At 32.1% G+C, this 21,733-nt stretch carries 18 protein-coding genes; 4 read left to right on the top strand and 14 right to left on the bottom strand.

Annotated features, from left to right (window positions below; genetic code table 11):
* Positions 1-94: 94 nt before the first annotated feature.
* From speB to tsaA, 4 genes are all read right to left on the bottom strand, one after another.
* On the bottom strand, positions 95-1,027 hold the full coding sequence (speB, locus tag V5E38_RS10285; RefSeq protein ID WP_499213210.1) for an agmatinase: 933 nt from the start codon (positions 1,025-1,027) through the stop codon (positions 95-97).
* A 198-nt stretch (positions 1,028-1,225) separates the two neighbouring features.
* Positions 1,226-1,783: a TetR/AcrR family transcriptional regulator gene (locus tag V5E38_RS10290; protein ID WP_499213563.1), complete on the bottom strand. Its 558-nt coding sequence runs from the start codon at positions 1,781-1,783 to the stop codon at positions 1,226-1,228.
* Between the two features lie 326 nt (positions 1,784-2,109).
* The gene (locus V5E38_RS10295) at positions 2,110-6,210 is read right to left on the bottom strand and encodes a S8 family serine peptidase (protein ID WP_499213211.1); all 4,101 of its coding nucleotides are present in this window, start codon (positions 6,208-6,210) and stop codon (positions 2,110-2,112) included.
* Between the two features lie 494 nt (positions 6,211-6,704).
* Positions 6,705-7,163: an SAM-dependent methyltransferase gene (tsaA, locus tag V5E38_RS10300; RefSeq protein ID WP_499213212.1), complete on the bottom strand. Its 459-nt coding sequence runs from the start codon at positions 7,161-7,163 to the stop codon at positions 6,705-6,707.
* Positions 7,164-7,583: 420 nt separating this feature from the next.
* Here tsaA and V5E38_RS10305 point away from each other — a divergent pair, with 420 nt between their 5' ends.
* Positions 7,584-9,179 carry a peptide chain release factor 3 gene (locus V5E38_RS10305; protein WP_097978630.1) on the top strand — a complete coding sequence of 532 codons (1,596 nt, stop codon included), beginning with the start codon at positions 7,584-7,586 and terminating at the stop codon, positions 9,177-9,179.
* A gap of 275 nt (positions 9,180-9,454) precedes the next feature.
* Here V5E38_RS10305 and V5E38_RS10310 read toward each other — a convergent pair whose 3' ends face one another.
* From V5E38_RS10310 to V5E38_RS10335, 6 genes are all read right to left on the bottom strand, one after another.
* Complete coding sequence (locus V5E38_RS10310; protein ID WP_499213213.1) at positions 9,455-9,814, bottom strand: hypothetical protein; 360 nt, start codon at positions 9,812-9,814, stop codon at positions 9,455-9,457.
* Positions 9,815-9,817: 3 nt separating this feature from the next.
* The gene (locus V5E38_RS10315; protein WP_176522658.1) at positions 9,818-9,988 is read right to left on the bottom strand and encodes a hypothetical protein; all 171 of its coding nucleotides are present in this window, start codon (positions 9,986-9,988) and stop codon (positions 9,818-9,820) included.
* Between the two features lie 151 nt (positions 9,989-10,139).
* On the bottom strand, positions 10,140-13,223 hold the full coding sequence (locus V5E38_RS10320) for an MMPL/RND family transporter (RefSeq protein WP_499213214.1): 3,084 nt from the start codon (positions 13,221-13,223) through the stop codon (positions 10,140-10,142).
* Between the two features lie 21 nt (positions 13,224-13,244).
* Positions 13,245-13,757, bottom strand: a complete 513-nt coding sequence (locus V5E38_RS10325) for a MarR family winged helix-turn-helix transcriptional regulator (RefSeq protein ID WP_097978627.1) — start codon at positions 13,755-13,757, stop codon at positions 13,245-13,247.
* A 214-nt stretch (positions 13,758-13,971) separates the two neighbouring features.
* Positions 13,972-14,883 (bottom strand): DMT family transporter, encoded by a 912-nt coding sequence (locus tag V5E38_RS10330; RefSeq protein WP_499213215.1) that lies wholly within the window; start codon positions 14,881-14,883, stop codon positions 13,972-13,974.
* Between the two features lie 14 nt (positions 14,884-14,897).
* Positions 14,898-15,452, bottom strand: coding sequence for a GNAT family N-acetyltransferase (locus V5E38_RS10335; RefSeq protein ID WP_499213216.1), 555 nt, complete (start codon positions 15,450-15,452; stop codon positions 14,898-14,900).
* 317 nt (positions 15,453-15,769) lie between these two features.
* Here V5E38_RS10335 and spxA point away from each other — a divergent pair, with 317 nt between their 5' ends.
* From spxA to V5E38_RS10350, 3 genes are all read left to right on the top strand, one after another.
* Complete coding sequence (gene spxA, locus V5E38_RS10340; RefSeq protein ID WP_499213217.1) at positions 15,770-16,165, top strand: thioredoxin domain-containing protein; 396 nt, start codon at positions 15,770-15,772, stop codon at positions 16,163-16,165.
* Between the two features lie 105 nt (positions 16,166-16,270).
* Complete coding sequence (locus tag V5E38_RS10345; protein WP_097978623.1) at positions 16,271-16,684, top strand: RrF2 family transcriptional regulator; 414 nt, start codon at positions 16,271-16,273, stop codon at positions 16,682-16,684.
* Between the two features lie 129 nt (positions 16,685-16,813).
* A complete protein-coding gene (locus V5E38_RS10350; RefSeq protein WP_097978622.1) occupies positions 16,814-17,149 on the top strand; it encodes an IDEAL domain-containing protein in 336 nt (111 codons plus the stop codon).
* Between the two features lie 225 nt (positions 17,150-17,374).
* Here the strand turns inward: V5E38_RS10350 and V5E38_RS10355 are convergent, their stop codons facing one another.
* The 4 genes from V5E38_RS10355 to V5E38_RS10370 form a co-directional block, all read right to left on the bottom strand.
* Positions 17,375-18,283 carry an SH3 domain-containing protein gene (locus V5E38_RS10355; protein WP_499213218.1) on the bottom strand — a complete coding sequence of 303 codons (909 nt, stop codon included), beginning with the start codon at positions 18,281-18,283 and terminating at the stop codon, positions 17,375-17,377.
* A 333-nt stretch (positions 18,284-18,616) separates the two neighbouring features.
* Positions 18,617-19,183: a hypothetical protein gene (locus V5E38_RS10360; RefSeq protein WP_499213219.1), complete on the bottom strand. Its 567-nt coding sequence runs from the start codon at positions 19,181-19,183 to the stop codon at positions 18,617-18,619.
* A 369-nt stretch (positions 19,184-19,552) separates the two neighbouring features.
* A complete protein-coding gene (locus V5E38_RS10365; RefSeq protein ID WP_097978620.1) occupies positions 19,553-21,028 on the bottom strand; it encodes an MDR family MFS transporter in 1,476 nt (491 codons plus the stop codon).
* Positions 21,029-21,391: 363 nt separating this feature from the next.
* Positions 21,392-21,640: a DUF3243 domain-containing protein gene (locus V5E38_RS10370; protein ID WP_056466188.1), complete on the bottom strand. Its 249-nt coding sequence runs from the start codon at positions 21,638-21,640 to the stop codon at positions 21,392-21,394.
* Positions 21,641-21,733: the final 93 nt, after the last annotated feature.

A 21,733-nucleotide genomic window follows, 5' to 3' on the forward strand; every position in this document is an offset into this window, starting at 1 on the left:
ACTCAACAGGATTAGATAAATTTATAAATTAGATAACTTTCTATGAAATATATCTAGTTAAATTGCTTAGTTATAATACTAGCATGTAATAATATTATATTTTTATGACGGAATCCTTCCTAACTTTTAAGGCTATCAAACTACCAAAAGTATGCACGATTGTTGCAGCCAAAAGGGCAGTAGTTTGAGTTGGATCAAATGAAGGTAGTACCTCAACCAGATCAAACCCAATAAAGTTAAAATCAGTAAGAGAACGAACCATTTTAAGTGTTTCATGACTGCTGAAGCCACCCACTTCAGGTGTACCTGTTCCTGGAGCAAAAGCAGGATCAACGAAATCAATATCGAAAGATAGGAAACAAGGAGTATTACCAATCGTGCTTTTTACTTGTTGGACAACATCATCAATCCCACGAGTAAACAACTCGCTCTGAGGAATAACGTTATACCCTAACTCAAGACTAGAAGTTATTTCCCAGCCACGCATACCGATTTGAAATACTTTATCTGGCTGTATTAGACCTTCTTCATGTGCGCGAATAAAAGGAGAACCGTGCCAGTATTTCTCATCCATATATGTATCCCATGTATCTGTATGGGAATCAAAATGAAGTAAGGCCACAGGTCCATATACTTTGGCTGCTGCACGTAGACTTGCTAATGTGATGGAATGGTCTCCACCTAATCCAATAGGGATGATTCCCTTTTTCATTAGATCGAACATGGCATTTTCTATAATCCCATAGCTTCGATGGATATTTTGGGTAACTACAGGTAGATCCCCAATGTCGATTGCATTTGTATCTTCAAAAGGTGAAATATTAAGCAGTGCATGATAAGAAGATAAACTCATCGACATTTGACGAATGGCTTGTGGACCAAATCTAGCGCCTACGCGATAAGAAGCTGCCGTATCAAAAGGCATGCCTAATATAGCAAGTCTTGTATTTTCACTTTCGGAAGGCAATCTCATAAAAGAACCTGAAGTACAAAAGTCAGGTTGATAATCTTCAAATGGATTTGACATTTTCCAAATACCTCCATACTATCTTTTTTCCCATAATATAATCCCCTTTCTAACATATGAAATTTTAATTTATTATGAAAATAACAAACGTAAGTAGCTTATTCGTTATTTTATAATTTAAGTTTATCCAAGTTGGAAACTACATTAGTTTCTTCAGTTTCCGTAGGCGTAAAAGAAGAATAAAAGAAAATTCCTCTTTTATTCTTGTATAGTCAGGCCAAAAAGTAGAATATCAACAATTTCAGAAAGTGCCTCAGAAACAGTCATTCGATTTTCCATATAAAAATTTTGATCTAATGTAGAATTAATAGATTCAATAATAACTTTCATAATTAGAGATATATTCCGATCAACGATTATCCCTTCCTTGATTGCTTGCTCAATTAAATTACGAAGCAACTCCCAATCACTCTTTAGTATGGTATCCATCCTAACCCACTGTTCAGGATAATATCGTTTCATTTGATCTAATATATTTTGGTCAAGAAACTGATAGTGATCTGGTAAAACTGTAATAACATTTTTAATTTTTTCGATTAAAGACAATTCGTCATTCTGTATAATTGCTGTTGCTTTCAGATCCATATCTTCAAAAGTGTAATCAATAACCGCATCTAGCATTTCAAATTTTGAAGTAAAGTACTTATACAATGTTTTTTTACTAATGCCTAGTCGTTTTGCTAAATCATCTAAAGGAAATTTCAAGCCTTTAAGTTGAATTTCTTCAATAAAAGCTTTTATAATTCGATCTTTAATACATATCCACCTCACAAGTATTTATGGAAACACAAAAAACTATAATAGTTTCCATTATTGTAACATTTAATATAATATTCTGACAACAAAAAATCGTTCCTGCACCACAGATAATGGAATTAGCGTTTTGTGGTCATGCCATTTCGTTCAATAAATTAAGACCGACGAATCGTCGATGATGTTGTTCAACTAAAGCATAAACATACGATTCTATATATGAATTTTACAAACTAAACTGAAATTGTTCATATTCCATTAACCTGCTAATTAGTTCTTCAAGAACGTCAACAATAAAAAAAACCTATCCAATCGGATAGGTTCAAAATCTAATTAATTCCTAAAGACTTCTTAATCGAATCAATTGTTTTTCCATTATACTCTTTAGCACCAGTAGGAGTATCTAATACATAATCATTCTCTTTTAAATAATTAGTTTCTAGTAACTTGAAATCCAATGAGTCAACTTTTCCATCAAAATTAATATCAGCATTGCGGTTATTCGTACCCCAATTTTGTTCAAGAAGTATTACATCGTAAATATCAATTACATTGTCTTTATTTAGATCCCCTGCATTTTCTCTTACAGTAGGATAAGAAATACTTTCACCAATAAAAATATCACGATCTTTTCGACCAATTTCCATAGGTGTGTATGTTGTAAAATGACCTGGAACATCTATGATGACTGTATATAATTGTTCCGTAATTGGAAGTTTACTGAATACAATGTTTCCATTCTTTTGAATTTCACCAGTATAGTATTGACCTTTTGAATCTTTTGCTTTTGCTTGTGCACCTATTGTTGTGTAGTCGATCGCAAAATTAAAACTGCCATTTGCACTTAATAAACCTGCAGCGTTGATTTTTGCTGTTGCAGTTGAACTAGCCGGATAACTTGGAATTAAACCAACTTGAGTATACGGACTAACTGTTTTTCCATTAAGATCTTTATAGCTCGATGAATTGATATAGAAAAATATCGTACTAGGATTAACAAATTCAGTTTCATTTGTTTGTACTTGCATATCAAATAATGGAAGATCACCACTTAAACCATCACCTGGTGCTTTAATATTAATTGTATTTGATTTACTCCCAGTTCCTGTTGAGGTTGCCGTAAACTGTGTATCATCGGATAAAGCAGCATTTTTATTAAATTCAACTGATTTAAAAAATCTTGATGTGTAATCAAATTTAAGTGTATAATCTTTTGCATTTTGTAAACCGTGAGCATAGAAAGTATAAGTTACTTTGTCACCCATCATAAAACTCTCTTTATTTGGTTTAGCATAAATAAATTGTGATCCAGGTTTCATATAGTAAATAACTTTTGCGTTGGTTGAATTACCTGCTCGATCAGCTCCAACAAATTGAAGCATGTAAACTGGGTTTGGAGAATCCACTGATATTTCTTTCGTGAATCTTCCATTGGCATCTGCAGTGATACCATAAGCTGGTGAATTAGGTCCGTACCAAACATTATTAGTCGCTTGTGTTACATTCATCCCATTAGTTCCCATTTCCTTTGCTTCATTATCAATAACACTACCAGATAATGTAACTGTTTTTTGACCTGGTGCTAACTCAACAAATGGAAGATCACCTTTTGGTAGTGCATTTGTATCATCTAGTGTGAAAGTTGGACGGTTATTATCGATATATACTTGGTCTGTTTTTGTGTACTGTTTCCCGTCTAAATTTGTACCAATAACTTTCATTTTATATAATCCAGGTGTTGCTAGGACCGATGTGTAGCCAACCGGTTTCTTAGCATTACCTGTAAATGGAAAATATCGACCATTAAAGGCTTTTTGAATAAAGAGATCTTTATCGACTCCGGCGCTTGAGACATTAATTGTACCGATTATCCCTAAATCTTTATTAGTTTTTGAATCTACTAAAATAAAATCTAATGTTTTCATTGGTGAATTTAATTTAAAATCTAAATCAGACGCCTTAACGCTATATGGTGCATTATCACGAGTTGTAGAGATGCTAGGTGAATGAGCTCTAAAATATTCAAAGCCTTCTTCTACTAAACGGAAGCCAAATGGAATTTGATAATTATCATCTGGATCCTTTTCATTTACAACATGAATATAGCCTTCATATGTTCCTTTACTAGCAGTTGTTGGGATCGTAAGTGTTGCAGGAATCATCTCCTGGCTATTCTTTTTCATTTTAAGGTCTTTTGGTACTGTAACACTTACCTCGTTTGCCTTAGCATCCAAAGATCCGCGTGTACCGATATTATATTCTACCGAAATATTATATTTTTGCATTTTATCAGTATGATTTGTGATTAATATATTTGTAGTTTTCGAAATAGCATTTTTATCTACAGGAATAAAACCAAAGCTTAGTCCACCAGTTTGTTCATCAATAGTTATTTTTTCATTTTTTTTAATAAATGGCGTTGTATCTTGAACTCCTAATTCAATGCGTGAATAAATCGCTTCATAAGGATCTACTCTTCCTGCCCCAACTTCAAACACACTGTATTTACTTCTTAACGGATCCGCTGTATTCATCAATACGGTTTTAATGTCAGCAGGAGTATAATCAGGATGTGCTTGTAATAGTAATGCAGCTATACCAGTAACATGTGGAGTTGCCATCGACGTACCAGACATTCGCATATAAGCAGAAGAATAATCTGTTGAATCATTTTTGTTATTGATGTATGCAGGAACAGTCGATAAAACATCTACACCAGGTGCTGTTACTTCAGGTTTAATATCATAAAGCGTTCCAGATGGTCCCCTAGAGCTAAAGCTAGCTAGATCATCACCAGGAATTTCAGACTCACCAATTACCCCTAGTGTTACTGAAGGAGTTCCCTTGCTAAATAAATCATTCACCGCCAAGCCGTCTTTATTTGTCATCGAAAATACAGGGATATTATCATTGCTTTCTCCCAAATTATACGGGATCTGTCCTTCAGAAGCATTATTGTTGTAGATAATTAACCCTACAGCTCCTTTTTGCTTTGCATAGTTCATTTTATCAATAAGTGCATACGTACCACGAGCAACAAATGCAATCTTACCTTGAACATTTTTTCCTGTGTAATCAGTTGGACCACCTACTCCAACATTTACAATATCAAATGTTTTTCCAGACAAATTAGTAAAATCATCTGTCCATTTTTTCGTCATTAATCGTAGAGTACTATCCGTACCTTGACCGTTTACTAAAAATTTACTTCCGAATGTAGTAACTTTAGTAGGAACAGAACTCGCTCCAACTGTTAATGCAAGTGCCGCTGCACCTGGAGAGCCTAAAGTGTACATACTATCTCCAGCATTTCCTGCTGCAACGACAGCTGTTACCCCATTTAAAACGGCATTATCAATCGCTAAGCTAGTCGCTTCTAACGGATCGTTTATAGAGGCTCCTAGCGAAAGGTTAATTACATTCATTCCATCGGCAACCGAACGGTCAATACCTGCAATTACTGCAGAATTAGAACCTGACCCATAAGGACCCAATACACGGTATACATATAGGTCTGAATCAGGTGCTACTCCAGTTACTTTATAATCAGAATTATTTTTCCCCCGACCAGCGATCGTTCCAGAAACATGCGTCCCGTGTTCAGTATAATATGCGCTTCCATTAACAAATTCAGCTTTTTTAGAAGCTTTCCATTGATCGTATGTTGCTTCCATTGGGTCATTATCATTATCGACGAAATCATAACCACCTTTGTATGCTTCTTTCAAATCGGGATGGTTATAATCAATACCCGTATCGATTACGCCAATCTTAATATTTTTACCTGTAAAACCTTCCTGATGCAATTTATCAATCTTTAAAAATGGTAAACTATCTACCTTTGTTTGATCCTTCTCTTCTACTGGTTCAACAGGTGGCTTAATTTGAATTGTTGAATCACTATACACTGCTTTAACTGTATCCAAATCTAACAAATCTTTAATTTGATTTGCTGGAAGTGTCAATGAAACGCCGTTAAACGCATTCTGATATGTATATTTAATTTGAACTTCTTCATTACTAGATTTCTCTTTTTTGCCTATTTTTTCTTGTAATTCTTGTTTAAAGTGTGCATGAGACTTTGTTACATTTTCTTTCGCTTTTTCTAATGAAATAGACTCCCCTTCTGCAGCTTTCTCTAACTGTGCTACTTTAGCTGGAAGTTCTTTAAATTCAACAATTACAGATACTTCTTTATCACTCGATAAATCGATGTCATCAGATAATTGCAAGCCAGTTTTTGATTCAGCAATTTCTAATTGATTAAGAGCTTCTCTTTGTTCCGGTGTAAGAGATTGAAGAATACTTTCTACGTCATTTGAGTTCGCATAAGCTGACTTTTTAATAATCATAGTCGATCCAAAAATTGTACTGCTAGCTAAAACAAGTACAGATGTGGTTTGAAAAAATTTACTACTTAACCCCTTCATTAAATAACCTCCAACTTTTTCTAAAATGAAAGATTGCAAAATAAGATAAAACAAAAGTGTTTTTTTAGAAAAATCACTCAATTCAAATTATAGCGGTAGTCTTTCTTGAAAAGTATTGGGGGAATTTTCATTAAACCGGGATTTTACAAACTAAAACAAATGTCGATTTTAGTAAAATCAAGTAAAAAGAAAAGTTATTATATTTATCCAAGTGTAGATTTATGTAATTTTATGTAAAATCTCATTAAATAATTTGGGGGAATTTCACTATCTTTGCCTAATATAATTGTTCTAACTAAATTTCAAATTAAAAATTTTTAATTATTTGTAGAATTTAAATTAGATCAGGCAATGCCGAAGTAAGTGTCACCTCAACAATTGCTTTAATAAGAAAATAACCAAAATTCGGTTTAGCTGTTCATAATATAAAAGCAAAAAAAGAGTTTCCCAAATAAATCATTTGAGACAACTCTTTCATCATTTTTTAAATTTTTTCACCAATATTTTTCCATTAAAGCCTTTGACCATTCTGCTTGTTTGATCTCCCCTTTTGGAAGAAATTCTTTCATAATTGGTTTGATATCAATGATTGGCGTTCCATCGATGGCATCTAACCCTTTAACTTTAAGAATGCGACCACTATGTTTTAATAGTTCGACTAATGTTAGACCTAATTTATTTGGCCTGTTTTTACCCCTTTGAGCAAAAATTCCAACCTTTGGATAATGAATATTATTTCTAGGATGTCTAGCATTGTATTGAATCATTTCATCAGTCACTTTATCGAAATAAAAAATTATCTCTAGATGTGAAAAATCACTTATTCCACTTAATGCTTCTTCATTAAACTCCTCTGCTAACTCGATTTCAGAGATAATTGAACCCCAGTGATCGTCTTCAATTTCTTTTCTTGAATTTTTAACAAAAGCAATCGGATTAATTGTAAATGTCATCACTTCATCTCCTAACTTATTGTAATTTGTCTATATTATATGGAATTTTTCGCTAATTTTTTGAAATAATTTTACCAGTAATACAATATTTAACTTTTAAATAGATTGGAGACCTGGTATTGGTGATGCAACAGACCTACTTCATACTTACAAAACCAGTTCCTACAATATTTTTGTTAAAATTTTTTTGAAAAAAGTAGAATTGTATCGGTTGTATGTTCTAAAATTAGTGAATGAATTATATAAAATTACAAAATAAACGATAAAAAAGAAAATTCTTATTTCATAACTTGGAAATCTTGGAAATACTTTGTATATAACTTAGTTACTAAATGTTTCATCAAACGCTGAATTCTAGTATAATAGATAAGATGTAAAAATTTGATTATGATCTTTGATTTAGAAAGGACTTTATAATAGATGGCAAATAAAGAATTAATTAATCAAGTTGCTAAACGCCGTATTTTTGGGATCATCTCTCACCCGGATGCTGGTAAAACAACTTTAACTGAAAAATTACTACTTCATGGTGGAGCCATTCGTGAAGCTGGTACTGTAAAAGCTCAAAAAAATTCAAAATATGCAAAATCTGACTGGATGGAAATCGAGAAGCAACGTGGTATTTCTGTTACTTCTTCTGTTATGCAGTTTGAATACGATGAAAAAATGGTATCAATTATGGATACTCCTGGTCATAATGATTTTGGTGAAGATACATATCGTGTACTAACTTCTGTTGACTCTGCAGTCATGGTAATTGATGCTGCAAAAGGTATTGAGGCACAAACTAAGAAACTTTTCCAAGTTTGTCGTTTACGCGGTATTCCTATTTTTACCTTTATGAATAAATTAGACCGTCAAGCTAAAGATCCATTAGAATTAATGGAAGAATTAGAAGAAGTTCTAGGTATGCCTTCTGTTGCAGTTACTTGGCCAATCGGTAGTGGAATGCAATTTGAAGGTGTTTATGATCGATTAGAAAATGAAGTTCATCTTTTCCGTAAAGATGAAGTGATTAAACTTGGTCAAGATGGCGTTCATGGTTCTGAATTAGAAGCACATTTAGAACCTTCCAATTTAGAAAATTTACGTGATGAAGTTGATCTTTTAGAAGGTGCAGGAAATGAATTCAATTTAGACTTAGTTCGAGCTGGGGAACTTACTCCTGTTTTCTTCGGAACAGCATTAGTCGATTTTGGGGTAACACCATTCTTAAATCATTTCTTAGATATGTCACCTGCACCAGGACCTCGTAAAACAATTAATGGTGAAGTTAATCCAACTGATGAAGTATTTAGTGGTTTTATATTTAAAATTCAAGCTAATATGAATCCTGCTCACCGTGATCGTATTGCATTTCTACGAATTTGTTCTGGCGTATTTGAACGCGGAATGAATGTTATGCTTTCTCGTACAGGAAAACAAATTAAATTAAGTCAATCAACTCAATTGATGGCTAACGACCGTGAAACAATCGACCGTGCATATGCTGGTGACGTAATTGGTATTTACGATTCAGGTACTTATCAAATCGGAGATACAATAACATCTAGCAAACAGAAATTATTCTTTGAGCCATTACCAACTTTCCCACCTGAGTTATTCTTACGTGTTAGCCCAGTTAACTCATTAAAATCTAAGCACTTCCATAAAGGTGTTGAGCAATTAGCTCAAGAAGGTGCAATTCAGGTTTATAAAAATGAATTTAATGAGGTCATTTTAGGTGCTGTAGGTCAACTTCAATTTGAAGTATTTGAATACCGCTTAAAAAATGAATATGGATCTGATATCCGTAAAGACCATGTTGATTATAATATTGCTCGTTGGGTTAAAACAGACGACGTAAAAGGACTTAAGAAATATCAAGATATGCGTAACATGCTTGTATATGACCGTTTCGAACGTCCACTATTCTTATTTGCAAACGAATTTACTTTCAACCGTTTTAAAGAACGTCATGAGGAATTAGAATTAGTTGAAGCTCTTGATGTTAATAATGAAATACAAGTTGATTAATATAAAAGTGGATGCTTCTAGCATCCACTTTTTTTAATGGTAATTTAACTTTTTGGAGAAGTTGCTATTTTCATTCAGTATTCTCGATTTGATCGGTTTTATCGTTTCATCTTAATAATTCAATTAAAAATAATATTCAAGTAAGTAAAGTTTTTTCTCACTTCGATTTAGGATAAAAATTGCATATTGATCTTGTTTTTCTTTATCGCGTTTTACGTAGTAATAACAATTATCGTTAATAACAACAGGATTTTTCAATAGGTTTTGTCTACTTTTCATTGAATGTACTGGATATTTAAAATTGAATTATTATATTCAGTTACTCGTTGATTGAGATTTTTAATATTATTGTTTGATACTTTAATCCAATACTTTTTCTTTTTTAGTTTTTTGATTGTTTTTTTATTGTATGTATATTGGGTATATACTGGTCCATCAACACTCAAAGGAGCTGTTTCATCTAAGATTATTTTTGAATACGTAGGTTGTTCAATATCAACATGCCAGTTTAGTCGAACAATCCCCCGTTCACTAAAAAAATGTTGATAAATTTCATACCAACCTGACAAGCCAATTAGGATAGAAAAAATGATTAAAAAAGGTAAGGAAAATTTTCTACTAATTTGTTTCCACATTAATTACACAACCTTACAACCTAAACCATCTTTAAAACATGATTTATAAATGGCTTCATAGGTAGATTCAAGTGGGCTTGAAGAATCAGGATTTAGTTTACCTTTTAAAGAGTAAAGTAGTTTTTCTTGTTTTTTTATAAATAATTTCGTAATGTCTCTTAAGATGGCATACATGTAAAAGCTCCTTAGAACAGATTCTATTTATCTATTATACATTTTTTTCCAAAAGTGAAACAATGAATACAAAAAAAAAGCCTAAAAAAAAGCCGAACCTACTATTATTTGGATAGTAAGTCGGCATTTTTCAACTAAATCTATTATTCTTTTAAATTACATGTTTTTCTGTTTCAACATTAGCTTCCTTGTTTCTTGAAAATAAATTAGCCAATGCTTCTGGCAATGCAATCATTGCTGGTAAAAAGATTGGTAATAATATAAAGCAAAGGACGACTAGACCAGTTATTACCGCTATTGCTAATTCAAACAATAAAAGGATTCCAGATGGCATAAGTGTAGCAAATGTACCTCCAAGTATGATTACCGCTGAAATAATTACTCCACCAGTATGCTTAGATGCTAATACGATTGCCTCTTTCGGTGCCAAATGAGTATATTCCTTAAATCTCATCATTAGGAAGATACTATAATCCACGCCTAAAGCTACGATAATTATGAAAGAGAAGAACGGAACAAAAGAAGATATTCCTTCGTATCCTAGCAAATCTATGAAAATATAATTAATCATAAACATAGCGCAGTAGTATGCTCCTAAAAGTGATGCAGTAATAAATACTGGTGTCCAGAATGATTTTATCACTAGGAATAATACAAGTAAAACCCCAATTATAACGATGGTTGTTGTTTTATTTAGGTCACTACTCAAAATATTGTTCATATCATTTGTTGTAGCACTTGGACCTGAAACACCTGACTTTGCATTTGAAAGTTCTGTGCCTTTAAGTCCATTTTTAACAGCTGAATTTATTTTATTGATCGTTTTTAAAGATTCTTTTGAATATGGATCATTCTCCATAACAATTGTTAGCTTTGTAATCTTTCTGTCTTTTGACATAAACATGTCGATTGATTTTTTAAAGTTCTCATCTGCCAATGCTTCTTTTGGAATAAAGAACGTTTTATTGGAATTATACTGTGTTAAGAAATCATTTGTCTTTCCTAATCCGTCAGATATTTTCTCTAACCCACCGTTTACATCTGATAGTTTTTCCCCGAAAGTACTAAATCCATTGATGCCGGTTACTAGCTGTTTCTGACCCGATTTCATTTGACCAAGTCCATCTGATACTTTATTCATATTTGTGACAATTTTTCCGATTCCAGATGATGCATCGCTTAAGCCACTTTCAAGCTTTTTCAAGCCATCAGCCATTTGAGTTAAGCCATTACTCATACTAGAAAGATTACTATTTGCAGTAGCAAAACCTGAAGTTACAGCATTATAATTATCATTTAATGCTTTGATTCCTTCTGGAGTAATTTGATTTAATGAAGCAACTGTTTGATCAATTGTTTGCTTTAATGTTTGGTAATTTACATCATCTTTTGAATTTGCATAACTACTTCCTAGTGCTGTCACCATTGATTGCATTTGAGAAATTGCGCCTTTTAGACCAAGCAATGCTTGTGCTGATTCTTGGTAATGAGTTCCTATTTCTTTATAACCCGATTGCATTTTCTTATAATTTTTTGCTAATAATGATACACCACTACTCATTTTTCTTAGATTCGTTTCAATCGTTGCTATACCACTAGAGATCGTTTGAGAATTACTAGAACCATTACCAATTCCTGCTTGAATTTGTTTTAACCCACCACTTAATGCTGTTACACCATTTTGTAGTTGCGTTGTTCCATCTACCATTTGGTTAACCTTCGAAAAATCTGCTGATCCTAGTTTATCTTGGGCCAAACTTAATCCGTCATGTATTGCGTTAACTCCATCTTTTGTTTTTGAAATACCATCAGTCACTGTACCCATTTGGCTATCAACATAAAAACTATCAATTTGTTTACTTTCAGGTTGTGTTACTGAAGATACTTGCTTAACACCCTTTATCTTCTTTAGTCTTTCAGTAACATTATCAATTACTGCAAGTGATTGATTATTATCAAGCGCCTGGTTGTTTTCAATAACGACTGTTGCAGGCATTGCCTGACCTTTACCAAAATGATCCGAAACGATATTAAATCCTTTTGATGAAGGATATTTATTACCCAGTTCTCCAATTGTATCAAAGTTTAGCTTTTCTTGATGGGAATAGACCATCGGAGTTAAAATCAATAGTATTACGACAATTGTGATAATCGGTTTCTTTATGGCAAAAGCAGAAGAATTACCAAAAAATTTATTTTCCTTGTGTCCACCAACATTTTTAGATGGCCAGAAAAGTTTTTTTCCTAATACCTTCATAATAAATGGTGTTAACGTTAGAATTTCTAGTAATAATATACATACACCTATTACAACTACTACACCTGATTTATAAATTGGAGACTCTGCGAATACAAGTGCTAGGAACGCAATGAACACAGTTAAAATACTATAGGCAATTGTTTTACCAGCCGTTTTATATGTGTTTACAATTGATTCATCAACTGAATGTCCAAGTGAAAGTTCCTCTTTGAAACGATTAAAAAGGAGTATGTTGTAATCAGTACCAATCCCAAAAAGAATAAGAATTAGTAGCATTTGAGTAAGACTTGTAATCGGAAATCCAGCTTTATCGATTAATTGAGCAGCTATTCCCATTGAACATAGATAAGAAAATCCAACCGCAATCAATGATACAAATGGTGTAACGATCGACCTAAACGCAATAACAAGTACGACTAAAATAAAAATAACTGTCAAAGCAGCACTTTTTTCTACTCCCGCTTGCGAAGCTTTTAAATAATCATTATTGATAAAATCTTCACCACTTAGATAATATTCAACTGGTACCTTACTTAATTTATTATCTATTTGTTTTTTTATATCATCTATTTCTCTTCCGTTCTTATCTAGCTTATAGCTCACCATTAGTGTGGTGCCATCTTTTGAGACTAATGAACTTTTTGCATTAGGAATACTAAAAGGATCAATGATTTCCGAAATTCTTAGTTCTTTACTACTATCTCGTATTCCTTTAACAGCATCACTAATTTTGTCCATTTCGTCATTCGAAATTTTATTTTTATCATAAAAAACAATCAGATTATTCGTTCCTTTTGCAGTATCCATTTTTTTGAGGATATGATCTGCCATAACAGAGGGTGAATCGCTATTCGCTCCTTCCTGTCCCTTATTCCGTAGAATAGCATTTATGTCAGGCTGAAGAACTGTTAACAAAACTGTAGCAATTAACCAAATTGAAAAAATGATCCAACGACCCTTTATGATTTTGTTCACTCGGTCCCCTCCTTCATTATTTTATTTCTCTTTTTTTCCTTTTTCCTCATCAAGAAAGTACAATACGTCAAAGAATTCATAATTATCCATTCCATCTGTCTCCATCTTTTTCTTAACAGCTGTAACTAATAATTTCATTCCTTCCTCTACAATCTCTTGTTCATCATGGTCTAGAAGACTTAATGCACTATTTAATGACTTATTTGCAATTTCAGTAATGCTACCGTGTATTTCATCTGCAATATTTTCAGGTAAAGAAATCTCCACGAAACGTTTATCTTTTGGATTTGGTGTTTTCAATAAAAGGCCTTTTGTAGTCAGACGCTCAACGATATCTGAAACAGTACTTTGCGTCATTTTTAGATTTTTAGAAAGTTGTTTAATGCTCATTGTTTTATGAGCATACACTTCGCCAATAACTCTTGCTTGTGGAATTGTAACGCCATGTTCCTCCGAATGCTTTTGAAGGCTTTTCATTAAAAAACGCTGTAAAAAATCGATTGATTCACGAATAAATTCTGGTCGTTCTACCATTTAATCCCTCCAACAAAATACTTCTAAGTAAAATACATCTTATACGATGTATCGTACAAGATTTATATTATTTATCTTAACTACATTTGTCAATTTAAATAAATATAAAAGTCTGTATTTAAAAAATTCAATTCATCTAATCTTAAGATTCGTATATTTAAGTAAATTAGCCAATAAAAAAAGCAGTTGAGTATACCAACTACTTTAAAATGTGTCATGCTTTTTTCGAGTTATATTGAAGTGTCGTTTTCTGCTTAGGTTCTTTAATCGATAAATACACTGCTACTACTATTAGAATACTTCCTATGAAAAAAGAAGGACTAATTTCTTCATTTAATAAAAAATAGCCAAATATCGTACCAATCAATGGTTGTAAAAAGAAAAATAATGACCCTGTGGAAGTATCAATAAATTCAAATCCTTTGTTCCAAAGATAAAAGGCACCTGCTGTTGAGATTGTTCCTAAGAATATGACACCAATCCAAATCCATCCATTTGATGGTAAGTGAGTAATGTGTTTACTTTGTTCAATAATTGTAAATGGTAATGTGAAAATTACGCCAAATACAGTCGCCCAAGTTGTTACGGTTAATGATGAATATTTACTAGTCTGAACTTTACTTAGAACTGTATATAATGCCCAAGTAATTGCTGCTCCTACTAGTATGAGATTTCCAAAATATGCACCTAAATTTGATCCACCTTTTGGTAATCCTATTACAACGATTACGCCAATTGTTGCTAAAATTAACGATACGATCTTACGACTATTAATTTTTTCTTTTAAAATAAAAAATGCAAATAATGATATTAATGCAGGTGAAGCTGAAGTAATTAATGAGCCCATTGCTGCGCCTGAAAGCTTAGTACCAACAAACTGGAAACCAATTGAACCAGTATACCCGACTAAAGCAATAACTGCGAGAGGAACCAAATCTTTTTTATTAATTTTCCAGCTTTTTTGGGTAAGACTGATTACTCCTAATGTTAATAATGCTAAAAGAAATCTCATTTCTAGTAATAACCATGGGGAAATACGATCTAATACTACTTTACTGACAACATAAGTCATACCCCAAATACTTGCGGCCAATGATAAATACAATGCTCCTTTAAAGAAGTTCATTTCATTCCCAGCTCCTACTTTTTATTCCAATCATTTTTCGATAGTCCAAACATAATTTCATTTACATATTGGCCTTTAAAATATGAATTTTCTATTATTTTTATCTGTTGAAATCCTAACTTTCTTAATAATTTAATTGAGGATGAATTTTGCTGATCAGCGATTGCGTTTATTTTTTCTTTATTTAATTCATTAAATAAATAATCAAGAATCCCTTGTAATGCTTCAAAGGCATATCCCTTATTTTGGTACATTGGCTCTAATGTAAAGCCGATTTCAATTTGATTTTTAGGAATTGATAAAGTGTGTACTCCAATATCCCCTATTAGTTGACCATCCATTTTATTTTCAATCGCAACCTGAACCCATGAATCAGGAATATTCATTTCAGCTGACTTTTGCTTTTCGATAAAATCAGTCGCTTGTTCATATGTATAATTTTCCCAGCCTTGATAAATCGCAACATCGGGATTTGAACGATATTTATAAAAGTTGCTAACATCTTCATCTTTAAACCTTCTAAGTTTTAATCGACTAGTCTCTATTTCAAAAAATTCTAGTTTGCTCATATTCCACCTCTAAAAATTCTCGTTCTATTTTAATTGTACATTCTATTATACTTAGAAATTTCAAAATAAACTAACTTTTTACACTTTAATTTTTATTTCATTTTTGTATTTCGTTTCAGTATAAAATACAATCCATCATTTAAATTTTTAAAATATAGTTGACACTTTTAACTGTAAATAATAAAATTACAGTATACTCATTTAAATTGAGTAAGGAACCAAACAATTTGTTTTATTAGATAATATATACTGACTAGTTTTTTATCCTAACTGTAATTTTCTTTATTACATTTTAAATATAAGGAGTGTGTAAAAGAATGGTGAATCTATATGTAACATCAAGTTGTACATCTTGTCGCAAAGCAAAAGCTTGGTTAGAGGAACATGAGATTGATTATACTGTGAAAAATATTATGAATGAATCTCTTACACTTGAGGAGATTAAATCTATTCTTCGCATGACAGAAACTGGTACTGAAGAAATTATTTCGAAAAAATCAAAAACGTTTCAAGAATTAAATATAAATATTGATTCTCTCCCACTGAATGAATTATATAAATTAATCATAAATAATCCCAAAATGTTGCGCCTGCCAATAATCCTTGACGAAAAAAGATTACAGGTTGGTTATAATGAAGAAGAAATTCGTAGTTTTCTTCCTCGTAAACTACGAACATTCACATACATTAATTCACAAAAAGTAGCTAATTAATAACTTTTTTTAATAATTAAAGGTCCGTTTTCTAACACATTTTATTGCAGTACTAAATATAATCACGAAATATATAAAGAAATTAACGATTTTAGGAGGCAGACCATGAATAGTGATTTCACTCTTGCCATTCATAGTTTAACTTATCTTGCGCTGCAGCCGGATCGGATGTCAACAAGTGATGCAATATCAGGGAGTGCCTGTGTCCATCCAGTTCGTATTCGTAAAGTGCTTAGTTTGTTAAAAAAGCATGGATTTATAAAATCGAAGGAAGGCACTGGTGGTGGATTTATTTTTGCCATCGATTTAAATGAAGTAAATCTATGGGACATTTATATGATCACCTCTGAGGGGGCATTGCAACCTAAGTGCCCAGAATCAAATGAAAAGTGTGTTGTTGGGGCAAATATGCAAAATGTTCTTTTTAATATTTTCTTAGGTGCAGAAAAACATCTTGGGGGTTATTTAAAGCAATACACTATTAAGGACATTGTCGATCATATTAAAAGTGAGAAGTAAGCAGCTAAAAAAGTGAAGGCTAAGCCTTCTTTTATCCGAAATGTAACAAAAAAAATTACAGTTTGTTTTAAGGGCTGTAATGATCACAAGTTTTTTAATTAATAAATCTAAATAAGTAGGTGGAATAAAATGAACATAAATAATGATTCTATTTTAAAAATAGGTGACTGGGTTAAAGGTATATCATTGCAAGGAGAATTAGTAATAGGTTATGTTGAATCATTTACTAATCTTGATGAAGTAGTAAAGGTAAATGTCATAACTTCAGATAATAATACGACTGTTGGAAAGTCTATTCAAATGCTAAATAGAAACGTAAAGAAAATACCTGATTCGAAAGTGACAAACAAAGAACAGATTCACTTTCTAATTGACTTGGCCCTCTCAACAGGAGATGAGGATTGGTTTAATGAGCTATCTTCTCAGTTAAACTCCATGAGGCAACTTGTTAATAGCGTAAAATAAAGCTTTTAAAACAGAAGTAATAAGAGTTCCTAAAGGTTGTCTATTAGACAGCCTTTTTTTAGTTCAAAATCTTAACAAAGCCTTTCTGATAAGACTCCACTTCTTCCCCTTCACTCGAACGATAAACAAGAAGTTCATCTCTGAAATTAATCATCATGAATCCACAAGTTACTTAGTTTGAAATATAAAAAAACTGATCAAATCATTGACCAGTTTCAAATCATATTAATATTGAGTTAATTTATTCAATGGTGCTTGAATAATTAGTGGTTTTTTTGCAGGATCTAACCATTTTAAAATGGATACTACATTTGTTTTAGATGTAGCTGTGCAGCCTGCAGTATACCCTGAAGTTCCAGCTACGTGAAAAAAGATTGCACTACCTTTTCCCGGGGTTCTCGCAGTATTATAGTTAATAACAAATCCATAATCATATTGGGAAATATTCATTTTTTCAGCAGTTTTCCATCTACCGTCATTTTCTGATGCTAATTGCCAAGTATTATATAATTTACTATTCGAATCATCTACCCAAACATCATTTGAAGTAATTTTACGATAAGTCATTTTCGTACCTGGATTTGCATATCTACCGAATGCTGTTGTAATTGTATATTTCCCTTCAGGTGTTTCATAATCACCCTCATTCTTACTACTAATCATGCCGTTTTTACCGATCACACCTGAATATGTATGTAACTTTTTCCAACTAGTACCGCTTTTTTCAAATGTTTCAATAAAAACATTTCTTGTACTTTCATTTTCAGCTGACACAATGATTAATTGCTTTGAAGTACCTAAAGTTTTCATTTTATTTACGGTCGTAGCAGAAACTGTTGTTGGAGTTTTTTTAATATATTTACTTGAAACCCATCCAGTTTTTGTTCCACTTTTTATTTTATACCAAGATCCACTTGTGCTTGTAATCGTAACTTTCGCACCCTTTTTAAGTGTCCCAATTACTTTATAACTAGTACTAGGACCGCTTCTTACATTTAAAACTGATGCAGTTACTGTACCGCTTATCGTCGCAGCTTCCACGGTCTTAATTGAATTCGGAGTAGTATTTCCATAGAATAAACCTCCAGTTAAAATTGATAGTGCTAAAGTTGTTTTGCAAATACTTTTAATCATTAAATCAGCTCCATTGTAAAGTAAATCTATATTCGAGCCTTTATTATACATAACTAACCTTACATAATAAGGACATTTTTATTACAATTCAATTAGTTTTATAACAGTTCTCTTAAAATTGTAGAAATTATTAAAATTCTTCCGATACTATTTAAATTATAATCAAAAATGACAAAAAAAGATGCATTTTAATTTGTTCTCTTCTGTGGGACAAATGCTAAAAAAAGTAATTGAAATAGCGTAATATTAACACTAAACAAAGTATTGGAATTCGTACCAAGGATTTGTTTTTTTATTTACATATCTACAATAAAATAGTATACATTTCTACTATTATTTTTTTAATTTAAAATTAGCAATTTCTTTTCCACCCGATGTTACTATTAAAGTACCATCTAAAGCATTTTCTTTTAGTTTTTCTAGTTTGTCTGTTGACGGAACTCTCACAGGAATTTGAGAAGTTTCCTCGGTTACACCTAAATCAAATGTAAGAATGTATTTTCCAATTTTATTGGATTTAATTCCCCCATCAAACTGAACACCATAACCTAAGCCCGTTTCATAATACGACGAAGGATTAAATAGATTAAATCCCATTATATCTTTAGAAATAGTAGCTAATTTTTTGCTAGGAACTAACTTTACCTTTAAAGTCGTATCTGCTGTTCCTCCGATTTGTCGATTTCCATTATTTTTAATTTTAAATTCGTAGAGTAAAGCTGTTGGAATAACCTCTTGTCCCTTTTTATCACCTTCAGTTAAAATGGTTGAGCCAACATATTTTTTATCTTTAACAATCTCAACTTTTTTACTAACAAGGTCTAGAGATGGTTTAGACGAGCAAGCAGTTAATAGAACAAGAAGCAAGGTAATACTTAAAAGAGTTGTGTACCATTTCATCACTTGTCCTCCTTTAATGTCAATTACGCTTATTTTATCATAACATTTCCATTTTTCAGAAAAAATTATCACATATACAAAATATCTTCATTTGTAAAGTTGTAATATGTTCAATTTCTAAGGAAGGATTGAACCAAATTTAACTATAATAATCGCTTTAAATACACAATGTACAATAACTATTGTACTTAAGATTTTAGTGCTATTTTATAAACCATTTATCCTTAATTAATTAAACAAAAAGCCTAATATCAATAAAAACAGACCATTCCGCTACAGCGAAATGGTCTGCGATTTTAAATCGATTTCTAAATTTTATCCCCGTAAAGAGATCCCGTTAATTTTAAATTTTGGCTTCTTTATTATTTCTTAATGTCCGACCATCATTGAAGATTTTGATTCGTCAAGATCTGCTTTTGACGCATCTGCATCTTGCACTTTTGGTTTACGTAAAATAATTGCTAACAACGCTCCTACTAATGCAATACCTGCTGCTAGTAAGAATGTATCACCAAATGCTGAAATCATTGCATTTAATGGATTCGTTGTTTTTGCCATATAATCCTTTGTACTTGAAGTTAAAAATCCAGCCATACCTGCTACTGCAAATGATACCATTACTTGCTGAGCAGCTGCAGTTAAAGGCGTTACACGACTTACTAAATGTCTTGGTGCAGATTGTAATACGTGTGTATTAATCGGCATCATTGATAATCCCATTCCAGCACCCATCATTGCAAGTGTTAACATTATAAATGTGTTTGAAGAGTCAACTGTAATTTTAGAGAAAATGAATAGTGCAGATGTGATAATTGTTAAACCAACTAACGCCATCGGTCTAGCTCCAACTTTATCATACATTTTCCCACCAATTGGCATCATTAAAGCAGATGCTAATGCTTGAGGTAACATAATTAAGCCCGTTTCAAATGCCCCATATTGTTTAACTGTTTGTAAAAATAATGGAACAATTAGGAAAGAACCGAATAAAGCAATTTGCATAATCCAAGTAATTAAAATACTTCTAACAAAATCAGACGATTTAAATACACGTAACTCAAGTAAAGGTTGTTTTAGGCGAAGCTCAACAAAGATGAAAAGTAATAATGCAACACCACCAACAATTAAACCTGTTAATGTTCCTTTTGAAGTCCAACTTATTGAACTTTGACTAACTCCGTAAGCTAACATTGAGAAAGCGATTGGAGCAATAATAATTCCTAATCCGTCTAAAGCAGGTACTGATTTAGATTCAAAATTAGGTAAAAATTTAGCGCCAATGATCATTGCAATAATACCGATTGGTAAATTAATTAGGAAAATCCAATGCCAAGTAGAATACTCAACAAACCACCCTGAGATAACCGGACCTAATGCAGGCGCAAGTAACATCGGAATTCCAAGCATCCCCATAATTGAACCGATTTTTTCTGGAGGAGCTAATCTAAAGATAATTGCCATACCGATTGGCGCAACCATTCCTCCACCAATTCCTTGTATTACTCGAAATAAAATTAACTGTTCAGGTGTTTGAGCTACAGAACAAAGAACTGATCCGATTGTAAAAAACAAAATCGTTAATAAGAAAATTTTCTTAGCTCCAAAACGATCAGACATCCAGCCTGCAAGTGGTATAACAGCCGATAATGCCAATGTATATCCTGTAATCGTCCACTGCATTTTTGTTAAATCAGATTTAAAATATTCGGTAATTCCAGGTAATGCTACGTTTACTACCGTACTATCTAAAATAACCATGATCATACCTACGATTACTGCCATCATTGGACCAATAATCGTTTTTACACTAAACGGCGTGTCAGCCGAGTTTTGCTGATTATTCATATATTATCCCCATTTCTTCTATCTATTTTTGTTAAGCAGTATTGAAATTCGTTCAAATTTTCCATTCTATTTATTAGTGCAAAAAAACATTTTATGATAAAAGCGAAATTTGAACAGAAAGTCTATCATACAAAAAAACAATTAAAATGTAAATAGTAATTGTCCTTAATCCGAAAACAGTACTCACAATAAGTACAGTATATGTTAATTATATGTCCTTTTCAAGTTTAATATTTAATTATTTTTATTGTTTCTTTGTAAACCTACTTTGTTGCTTCAAACAGAAAGTTTTAATAATAAAACAAATAAAAATAGCCCTTATGATTCTATTCACAGGGCTATTTTTTAATCACATTATTTTAATTATTTATTTTTAACATACTTCATCATTAGATGAGCAATTGTATGTTGTTCTTGTTCATCTGCAACTTCCCAAAGGTCTTTTAAAATTTGTTCTTCTGCATTTTTTGGTTCAACTTCATTTGCTAAATAATTTCCTAAGCGATATGCCATTTCAGAAATAGCACCTTCACCAACACCTTTTTCACCTGTTGCATCTAAACGATCACCTAAAAAATCTTTCCATTGATCCCAGTTATCTAAAATTGACATCGTTTTTCACCTCATAATAATAGTTGTTGAAGATTACATAAATACTATTTGCCTTTTATGAAGTAATTATGTATGAATTATTATCCGGGTAAT

It is taken from the genome of Rossellomorea sp. GAMAL-10_SWC (assembly GCF_049568075.1).
In the GTDB taxonomy this organism is placed as follows: Bacteria; Bacillota; Bacilli; order Bacillales; family Bacillaceae_G; genus Gottfriedia.